This is a genomic window from Rathayibacter sp. AY1H2 (assembly GCF_002931985.1).
GTDB lineage: Bacteria > Actinomycetota > Actinomycetes > Actinomycetales > Microbacteriaceae > Rathayibacter.
Map to the genome: position 1 here is coordinate 117760 of NZ_PSUV01000010.1, position 8528 is coordinate 126287.

Sequence of the window (8528 nt, forward strand, 5' to 3'; positions counted from 1 at the left end):
ATGAGGGAGCGCACCGTGGCGCTTCGAGGCGGTGAGCGTTGTGCCCCGCCCCGTCGATGAGCTCCTGGCGGCGCTGTACGAGAGTCACGGCCCGGCCTTGCGGCGCTTCGTGCAGAACCTCACTCGGAACGCGGCGCTGACGGAGGACGTCGTGCAGGAGACGATGGTCCGGGCCTGGCAGCGCCCGCAGGTCCTCGAACGCGACGCCGACGCCGCTCGCGCGTGGCTGTTCACCGTCGCCCGCAACCTCGTCATCGACGACGCCCGATCCGCTCGGAGCCGACGCGAGGTGCCGGCGAAGGACGAGGACGGCGGCGGCGCCGTCCCCGATCGCACCGACGCGGTCCTGGACAGCATCCTGGTCGCCGACGCTCTCGCATCGCTGTCGGTGGAGCATCGTCAGATCGTGGTGGACGCGTACTTCCTCGGACACACCGTCCCCGAGATCGCCCGCCGGCACTCCATCCCCGAGGGAACAGCGAAATCTCGATTGCACTACGGACTGCGCGGACTGCGACTGGCTCTGCAGGAAAGGGGCGTCACCCGATGAACGACCACCACGGAAGCTCTGCGACGGAGGACGAGTACCGCGACTGGGACGCGTCCTACGTCCTCGGCGCTCTCCCCGCAGATCAGCGACTCGAGTACGAGCAGCACCTCAGCGGCTGCGCGGCCTGCCGCGCGGCCGTGGCAGAGCTGGCAGGACTGCCCGGCATCGTCGGCCGCCTCTCCGTCGAGGACGCTCTCGCCATCAGCGCATCGGACGACGGCGAGGAGGCGCCGCCGTCGATGGTGACGCTGCCCGCCATCGCCCACCGTGTCCGGACGCGCCGACGTCGGCGCCGGCTGGTGACGTCCCTCGCCGTCGCGGCCGCCGTCACCGCCTCCGTCTTCGGAGGTGTCGCTCTCGGCACGGGCATCGCGGGCGCTCCCGTGGCGAGCGAGGCGACCCTCGAACCGATGGACCCGATGGCGGCCGATCCCGCTCTCGCTGCGGACATCCAGGTCGAGGGGAAGCCGTGGGGCACCCGGCTGGAGTGGAGCTGCACCTACAGTGGTGATGCGCCCGCCGACGCGGAGTACGAACTCGTGATCACCCGCACAGACGGCAGCACGATCACCGTCGCCACCTGGACGGCGGCCGGGCGGCGCGCCGTCGACCTGGCGGCGTCCACGGGCGTCGCCCGGTCGGAGATCACCGGCGTCGACATCAGGGTCCGCGGCACGAACTCCCCCCTCGTCCGCACCGACACCTGAGACACCGCCCACCCGCAGGAGACACCGACACTGCCCGCGGTGCCGCGGGCACCGGACAGGAGCAGACCATGAGCACCGAGACCACGCCGCTGCACATCACCCGCGAGGGCCCGAGAAGCTTCATCGGCCGCAACGCGCGAGGAGCCGAGGTCCGCATCGGCGGGTCGGACGCCGACGGCGTGTTCTCGCCCGGCGAGCTGCTGCACCTCGCCCTCGCCGCCTGCGGCATGCTCTCCTCGGACCACATCCTCGCCAGCCGGCTCGGAGCCGACTTCGAAGCGACCACCGACATCACCGCGACCAAGCCCGAGGGCGAGGACCGCTACGACTCGATCGCCGCCGTGATCCGCGCCGACCTGTCGGCGCTCGATCCCGAGCGGATCGCCTCACTGTCCGAGCGCACCCACCGGGCGGTCGACCGCCAGTGCACCGTCGGCCACACGCTCGAGCACGGCGCGGCGTACACCGTCGACGTCGTGGACGACCAGGCCGTTCCCGTCAGCGGTTCGAGGACGGGGGCCGTCTGAGATCAACACCTCATCGGTCACGGCGACCGGTGACGACCGAGACGCGGACGTCTCCCTTCAGTGCCGTCCGTCTGCGACTCGCCGACCGGATCCGAGACGATTCGCGAGGCGGAGCGCGTTCACGGAGCGGAGGTGCTGGTCGGCGCGGTGACGCCCGTTGGCCGGTGAGGGGTGCGGTGCCGCGAGGACGCGGACGACACGGGGATCATCGTGCAGGGTCAGATAGCGCATGACCCCGTCGAGCGCCACGGTCCCGTAGGTGACGACGGCTTCGAGCGCGGGCAGCAGCTCCAGCAGCTCACCGAGCGCGAGCCGGCCCTGCTCGATGTCCGCGGGGCGGACGCGGCCAGGGATCTCCCACGGGATGAGGTTCCACCGGACGTAGTGGTCGCGGGAGAGTCCGGACTCGATGCGGGCCGCCCGGAACGCGGCGGCGGTGGGCCCGAGGTTGTCTTCGCTGCAGACGGCAGCGGATCCCGCGGCGATCGTCCGAGGGCCGGGTGACTGCATCAGCACCAGGACGCGACTGGCGGTGCCGCCGGAGCGGGGATCGAAGCCCGGAACGAAGCGTCCGGTCGCGTCCGCGGTACTCCGCCAGGTCTCGGCGAGGGCGTTCAGGGTTCGGACATCCACGATGCTCCTCGATCCCGGTCAGGCCGGCCGCGGTGGTGCGAGCAGGGTGCCGCGGATCACGGAACCGTGGAACGTGCGGGCGGCGACGATGATCCACGCGGCGACCAGGCCGACGTAGTAGAGCACGGCGAGGCCGGCGACGACCGTGAGACCGGAGTGCAGGGCGAGGCCGTTCAGTCCGGTGACGCAGGTGCCGACGGGGAACGTGAACGACCACCACGTCAGACTGAACGGCAGGTGCTCCTTCGCGGTGCGGAGGGTGATCGCGAGGGCGATGACGGTCCAGAGCAGCGCGAAGCCGAGCATCGCGAAGCCGTACACCAGAGCCACGACCAGCAGCGCACGCGCCATGCCGGCGTCCACGACGGTGGGCGCGTTCGAGGCGAGCAGATTCACAGCGGTGATCGACTGTCCGACCGGACCGAGGACGATCCACAGCGTCGGCACCATCCCCGCCGCTCCTACCTTGTGCTGCGCGAGCCGGTTCCAGATCAGGGTGATCACCACCAGCGACGCGACCAGGCTGAGGCCGAAGAAGCCGTAGCAGGACCACAGGAGCGTCTCCCGCGCTTGCCCGGCGGGCGCGTACGGCAGCAGCAATGCGCCGGTGGAAGCGGACACCATCGGCGGAACGATCGGCATCAGCCAGCCGCCGAACGCCGAATCGGGCTTGTTCTCATGCCGGGTGAACGCGAGGTAGGGCACCAGGACCGCCGTCACCAGCCCGCCGAGAGTCCCCGCGGTCCAGAGCACCCAGTCGATGGTGACAGCGGCCGGCAGGCCGATCCAGTCCTTGCCGAGGAGGAGGGTTCCCGCGCCGACGGTGAGGAACGCCATGGGAGGCGCGCCGTAGAAGTGCGAGAGGACCGGATTCAGGTGGTGCCTCATCGCTGTAGCGCGGTAGCGGACCCAGTGCAGCCCGGTCGCGACCGTCAGCGCGACGAGCAGCATCGCGGCGATCGCCCAGACGACGGTGGCCCCGGTACGGAGTCCGGGGAACTGGAGTGGCAGGGACGCGGCGGCGACCGCGACGATGCCGGTGCCCATGATCGACGCGAACCAGTTCGGCGTCAGGTTCGACACGATCAGTCCCGGATGCTCCAGCTCCCGGAACAAGCGCCTCGACCGCGGAGGATGCCCGATCGAGGAAGATGCGCGGGCGGGGGAGAAAGTTGTCATGACTCCAGCCTGAGCATCGCCGTCACCAGCCGATACAGCGATCGTGTTGGCGGGGCACAATGAGTGCTTGTGGCGACGCGGCGATTGACGGACCGGATCCTGGATCTCGACACGCTGGAGGTGCTCGAACGCATCGCCGAGGCGGGCTCGCTCTCCCGCGCTGCCGAAGCCCTCGGCGTCACCCAGCAGGCCGTCTCGGCGCGTCTGCGGGTAGCGGAGCGCGCCATCGGGCAGCCGCTCGTGCGCCGCTCTCCGATCGGGTCCCTGATGACCGACGCGGGCCGGCTCGTGCTCGAGCTGGCCGGCCCGGTCCTCGAGGCGTCCCGCCGCCTCGAGGCGGGCGCGGCGGCACTGCGACAGCCGACCGGCTCACTGGTTCTCGCGGCGTCGCAGACCATCGCCGAACTGCTGCTCCCACGCTGGCTCCTCGAATTCCGACAGCGCACACCCGAGGTGAGTGTGCAGCTGATCGCCGGCAATTCAGCCACGGTCACAGAGCTCGTGCGATCCGGTGCCGCGCAGCTCGGATTCGTCGAGACACCGGCGTCCACGGCCACGCTCTCCTCTGACGTGGTCGCGGAGGACGAACTCGCTGTCGTCGTGGCACCGGACCACCCCTGGGCACGCGCGGCGAGTATCGGCGCCGAGGAGTTGGCCGGGACCGCACTGCTGACGCGAGAGGAAGGCTCCGGCACCCGGACGACCCTCGAAGCATGGCTCCACGACGCCGGGCTCGCACTCACGACTCCCGCCGCGATCCTGGAGACGACGGCGATCATCCGAGCGAACGCCCGCGCCGGCATCGCGCCCGCCGTCATGAGCATCCTCACCGTCGAAACAGATCTCGCCGCGCGCTCACTGATACGAGTGCCCCTCCGCGGACCAGCACTCGTGCGACCCCTCCGCGCCATCTGGTCCGATCGCATCGGGTCGTCCGCGGCGGCGTTCCTGGAGATCGCACACGAGTTGCGCTGACCGGTGCACGGCTCGTCGCTACGCCGATCACGCCAGCGGCCGTGTCTGCTCGAGCTACAGCGATCTGGTCGATCTGCCCACGGCGGCGCGGACGTCATGTCGCGGTGATGGCGAAGAGCCCGGCGATGCCGACGGTGTAGAGCGCGAGCACGATCAACGAGTCGATTCCCATGCCGGCGATGCGGCGGGTGGGTCGGAAGATCAGTCCGACGATGTAGACGAGGGTGAGCAGGGCGGCGAGAGCGGTGAGGTAGATGTCGGACGAGTTCGCCTGCGGGAGGACTGCGGTGCCGGAGAGGACGGTGGCGACGAGGAACAGGACGGGGAGGAAGGCGTTGCCGCCGAAGATGTCGCTGATGGCGAGGTTGTCGTCGCCCTGCTTGATGGCTTGCAGCCCGGTCGAGATCTCGGGGAGGGAGGTGGCGAGAGCGAGCACGGTGGCTCCGAACAGCACCCCGGAGAGACCGAGCTGCGAGGATGCTGCGTCACCGGCGCGCTCGAGCACGACACCGGCGAGGAGGGTCGCCGCGGCGGAGATCGTGAACACGATGGTCGCCTTGCGTGTGCTCATCGGGTGCGTCTTCTTCTTCGAGGGGGATGCTGTCGCGTCGGGGGCCCGCCCGTCCTCGTGCCAGGGGAGGTGCTTGCCGGAGCGTTGCACGAGCAGCAGCCCGACGACCCAGAGGCCGGCGATGAGGACGACGTCCGGGGTCAGGCGCAGCACTTCAAGTCCGGAGGGCAGCTGGCTGCCGGCGATGACGACGGCGAGCACCGCGACGACCACGAGCCCCTCGAGCACGAGTGTGAGGGACGCGGCACGGTAGGTGAGCGGCTTCGCACCCTTTCCGCGCTTGCCGAACAGGTCGAGGACGACGAGGACCACGGTCTGCAGTGCGATGCCGCCGAGGATGTTGCCGACCGCGACGTCCAGGTTCCCGGAGAGCGCGGCGGACACGGTGATCGCGATCTCCGGCAGGTTCGTCGCGACGGCGAGAACGATCAGACCGCCCAGCGCACTCCCCAGGTGCAGACGCGCATCCAGAACGTCCGTGGCCTTCGACAACTGGATGCCGGCGACCCACACCACTGCGGCGGCGGCGAGAAAGATGACGACGAGAACAACGAAGGGCAGACCATCCATGCAGTGAGTGAACCGCGCCGACGACGATTCGCGACCCCCTTGCGCCTGAGCTGCTTCTCACCGCCTCGCGCGCGGTGGTCTCCGTGGTGATCGGTTCGACCGCGTGCCATCCTCGACGACACCCCGATCGTCGGGTCGAGCGTGATCCCGCCGTTCGTTCCCGAGGCGCGCTTCGTCAGTAGCAGCCGATTCGGGTACGCCGCAGCGTCCGCACGTGTACGCGCGGGCAGCTGGCGGGGACCGGACCCTTGGGAAGGGGCCGGTGTCGCCCGCAGTGCATCTGCGACACTCCACTGGCTCCAGATCCTGCGATCCTCGAGCGGCTTGACCGGATCGTCGGTGACCGTGTCCCGTGGCAGACGCATCAGATGGCCGGTGACGTTGCACACGCTCTGGCGACGCTCGCGGACCGTGTCGATGCGGTCATGATCATTGTCGGCACGAAGGAGCCGTCTCTGCGTCGCACCGTGCAGGAGGTCTTCTCCGGTGCCGTCGGCGCCCGTCTCGCTCACCGTCAGCACCGGCCGGCCCTCATGATCCCCCTCGCCCCGGTCGATGATTCGGAGCCGCTGCCCTGGTCCTGACCGAGGTGCGGGCGTAGGCTGACGACAGTGGTGATGGATCCCGCCCGAGCGTGAGCTCGAACTGCCGCCGAGGCTGATGGTTCCTACCTTCTCGATCAGAGACCAGGTAGGTGACCCATGCCCGCGCATCCCCCGCTCGTCCTCGTGCGCCACGGTGAGAGCACCGGCAACGCCGACGGTCTCTTCTGCGGCGTCCTCGACGTCCCCCTCACCGACCACGGACGTGACGAAGCGCGACAGGCCGCGACGCTACTGAGGGACGCATCGATCGACCCCGATCTGATCCTCACGTCGACCCTGCAGCGCTCCACCGAATCGGCCCGGATCATCGCCGGCGCCCTTCCAGGGCGGCCGCGGATCGTCGCGGCCCAGTGGCGGCTGAATGAGCGCAACTACGGAGCGCTCACCGGCCTGTCCACAAGCGCCGTCGGAGCCCGGTACGGGGCCGACGCTTTCCTGGAGTGGCGTCGGTCGATGGACGTCCGCCCGCCTGCTCTGTCCGCCGCCGCCTTCGTGCAGCTGCACAGGTCCGCGGCGTTCCGTGGGCAGCCGGCCGAGGCGATGACGGAGACGGAGTCGTTGCGCGACGTCGTCCACCGACTGCAGCCGCTCCTCGAGGAGCGCATCCTGCCCGCCCTCCAGGAGGGCGAGACGGTGCTCATCGTCGGGCACGGCAACTCCCTGCGCGCGCTGCGGGCCCTTCTCGAGGACCTCGGCGATGCCGCGGTCCGCGATCTGAACATCCCGACGGGTCAGCCGTACCTGTACGACACCGGGCCGTCCGGAACACCGATCTCGAGGAGCGGACGCTACCTCGACCCCGCAAGAGCCGACCGGGCGGCGATCACGCTCGCCCACGAAGGAGGAACCTGATGAACGCCTACATCAGCCACACCCGCACCAGCATCCACGGGACGGGCGAGTACGTCACCCACCCCGCCGGACACCCGCTGGTCATCACCGACGTCGCCGCACGGCAGATCCTCGACTCCCGCGGCTTCCCGACCGTCGCTGTCACCCTGCGTCTGGACGACGACACCGTCCTGGACGCCTCCGCCCCCGCGGGCGCCTCGACGGGCGCGTTCGAAGCGGTCGAGCTGCGCGACGGCGGCCCCGCGTTCGGCGGACGCGGAGTCCGCTCCGCTGTCGCGGCCGTCGACGGCGAGATCCGCGCCCTCCTGCTCGATCACTCCTGGACTTCGCTTCGCGAGATCGACGAAGCGCTGCGAGCACTGGATGGAACCGCGAACCTCGCCCGCCTCGGAGCGAACTCCGTCGTCGCCGTCTCCATCGCGGCCGCCCGCGCCTTCGCCGCGCGCACCGGCCTGCCCCTGCACCGGTGGATCGCCGATCACACCGGGGCGACCGCCTCCCTGCCCGTCCCGCACTTCAACGTCATCAACGGTGGCGCGCACGCCGCGAACGGCCTCGACTTCCAAGAGTTCATGATCGCCCCCGTCTCCGCCGGCACCGAGGAGGAGGCCGTGCAGGTCGGCGCCGAGATCTATCACGCCCTCGCCGCCCGCGTCCGCACCGCCTACGGCACCTCCGGGCTCGGCGACGAGGGCGGCTTCGCGCCCCCCATCGACCGGCCCGAAGACGCCCTGGACCTCCTCGTCGCAGCGATCACCGACGCCGGATACCAGCCCGGCACCGGTGACATCGCGATCGCGATGGATCCCGCCGCGAACGGCTTCTTCTACGGCGACGGCCACTACACCGTCGCCGGCACCGATCTCGGCCGCGACGCACTCGCCCGCTACTACGAGAAGCTGATCGCCGACTACCCGATCCGCAGCATCGAGGACGGCTTCGCCGAGGACGACCACGAGGGCTGGGCCCTCCTCGCCCACGCCATCAGCGACCGGGTGCAGCTCGTGGGAGACGACCTCTACGTCACCGACGCCGACCGCATCCGCGACGGAGCCCGCAACGGCTACTCCAACGCCGCACTCATCAAGCCCAATCAGATCGGCACCATCACCGGCACCCTCGACGCGATCGCGGCCGCGGACGACGCCGGCATGCGCTGCATGGTCTCCCACCGCTCCGGCGAGACCCTCGACACCTTCATCGCCGACCTCTCGGTGGGAACCGGAGTCGGGCAGATCAAATCCGGCGCCCCCGCGCGCGGCGAGAGGGTCGCGAAGTACAACCGCCTCGTCGACATCGAACACCTCGACCCCACGCTGCACTACGGTCTCACCCCCTGACCCGCCCCCTCCCGAAAGG

Annotated in this window: 10 protein-coding genes and 1 riboswitch; of the genes, 7 read left to right on the forward strand and 3 right to left on the reverse strand. The window is 70.1% G+C overall.

Going from position 1 to position 8528, the window contains the following annotated elements:
- Window positions 1-31: 31 nt before the first annotated feature.
- The 3 genes from C5C29_RS09285 (at window position 32) to C5C29_RS09295 (ending at window position 1784) form a co-directional block, all read left to right on the forward strand.
- Window positions 32-550: a sigma-70 family RNA polymerase sigma factor gene (locus C5C29_RS09285; RefSeq protein ID WP_104224788.1), complete on the forward strand. Its 519-nt coding sequence runs from the start codon at window positions 32-34 to the stop codon at window positions 548-550.
- Complete coding sequence (locus C5C29_RS09290; RefSeq protein ID WP_104267623.1) at window positions 547-1257, forward strand: anti-sigma factor; 711 nt, start codon at window positions 547-549, stop codon at window positions 1255-1257. Before C5C29_RS09285 ends, C5C29_RS09290 begins: the two co-directional genes overlap by 4 nt.
- Before the next feature lie 68 nt (window positions 1258-1325).
- Complete coding sequence (locus tag C5C29_RS09295) at window positions 1326-1784, forward strand: OsmC family protein (RefSeq protein ID WP_104263392.1); 459 nt, start codon at window positions 1326-1328, stop codon at window positions 1782-1784.
- A 57-nt stretch (window positions 1785-1841) separates the two neighbouring features.
- On the opposite strand, the gene C5C29_RS09300 is transcribed toward C5C29_RS09295, so the two are convergent.
- On the reverse strand, window positions 1842-2417 hold the full coding sequence (locus C5C29_RS09300) for a uracil-DNA glycosylase family protein (protein WP_258069482.1): 576 nt from the start codon (window positions 2415-2417) through the stop codon (window positions 1842-1844).
- Between the two features lie 18 nt (window positions 2418-2435).
- Entirely contained in the window at window positions 2436-3500 is a 1065-nt protein-coding gene (locus tag C5C29_RS09305; protein ID WP_258069483.1) for a TDT family transporter, read from the reverse strand.
- Between the two features lie 180 nt (window positions 3501-3680).
- Between C5C29_RS09305 and C5C29_RS09310 the strand changes: the two genes are divergently transcribed.
- Window positions 3681-4571: a LysR family transcriptional regulator gene (locus C5C29_RS09310; protein WP_258065988.1), complete on the forward strand. Its 891-nt coding sequence runs from the start codon at window positions 3681-3683 to the stop codon at window positions 4569-4571.
- Between the two features lie 94 nt (window positions 4572-4665).
- Here C5C29_RS09310 and C5C29_RS09315 read toward each other — a convergent pair whose 3' ends face one another.
- Window positions 4666-5712 (reverse strand): sodium:calcium antiporter, encoded by a 1047-nt coding sequence (locus C5C29_RS09315; RefSeq protein ID WP_104267626.1) that lies wholly within the window; start codon window positions 5710-5712, stop codon window positions 4666-4668.
- A gap of 425 nt (window positions 5713-6137) precedes the next feature.
- Between C5C29_RS09315 and C5C29_RS09320 the strand changes: the two genes are divergently transcribed.
- The 3 genes from C5C29_RS09320 to eno all read left to right on the forward strand — a co-directional run bounded on the left by C5C29_RS09320 (window position 6138) and on the right by eno (window position 8509).
- The gene (locus C5C29_RS09320) at window positions 6138-6296 is read left to right on the forward strand and encodes a hypothetical protein (RefSeq protein ID WP_181027259.1); all 159 of its coding nucleotides are present in this window, start codon (window positions 6138-6140) and stop codon (window positions 6294-6296) included.
- A 20-nt stretch (window positions 6297-6316) separates the two neighbouring features.
- Window positions 6317-6389, forward strand: a riboswitch (Fluoride riboswitch).
- A gap of 24 nt (window positions 6390-6413) precedes the next feature.
- Entirely contained in the window at window positions 6414-7169 is a 756-nt protein-coding gene (locus C5C29_RS09325; protein WP_104267627.1) for a 2,3-diphosphoglycerate-dependent phosphoglycerate mutase, read from the forward strand.
- Window positions 7169-8509 carry a phosphopyruvate hydratase gene (gene eno, locus C5C29_RS09330; protein WP_104308314.1) on the forward strand — a complete coding sequence of 447 codons (1341 nt, stop codon included), beginning with the start codon at window positions 7169-7171 and terminating at the stop codon, window positions 8507-8509. Before C5C29_RS09325 ends, eno begins: the two co-directional genes overlap by 1 nt.
- The last annotated feature ends 19 nt before the right edge of the window (window positions 8510-8528 follow it).

What these genes read in the sequence shown, in the direction of transcription:
- C5C29_RS09290 (WP_104267623.1), top strand. Translation starts at nt 547, where the DNA reads ATGAACGACCACCACGGAAGCTCTGCGACGGAGGACGAGTACCGCGAC.
- C5C29_RS09295 (WP_104263392.1), top strand. Translation starts at nt 1,326, where the DNA reads ATGAGCACCGAGACCACGCCGCTGCACATCACCCGCGAGGGCCCGAGA.
- C5C29_RS09315 (WP_104267626.1), bottom strand. Translation starts at nt 5,712, where the DNA reads ATGGATGGTCTGCCCTTCGTTGTTCTCGTCGTCATCTTTCTCGCCGCC.
- C5C29_RS09320 (WP_181027259.1), top strand. Translation starts at nt 6,138, where the DNA reads ATGATCATTGTCGGCACGAAGGAGCCGTCTCTGCGTCGCACCGTGCAG.
- C5C29_RS09325 (WP_104267627.1), top strand. Translation starts at nt 6,414, where the DNA reads ATGCCCGCGCATCCCCCGCTCGTCCTCGTGCGCCACGGTGAGAGCACC.
- eno (WP_104308314.1), top strand. Translation starts at nt 7,169, where the DNA reads ATGAACGCCTACATCAGCCACACCCGCACCAGCATCCACGGGACGGGC.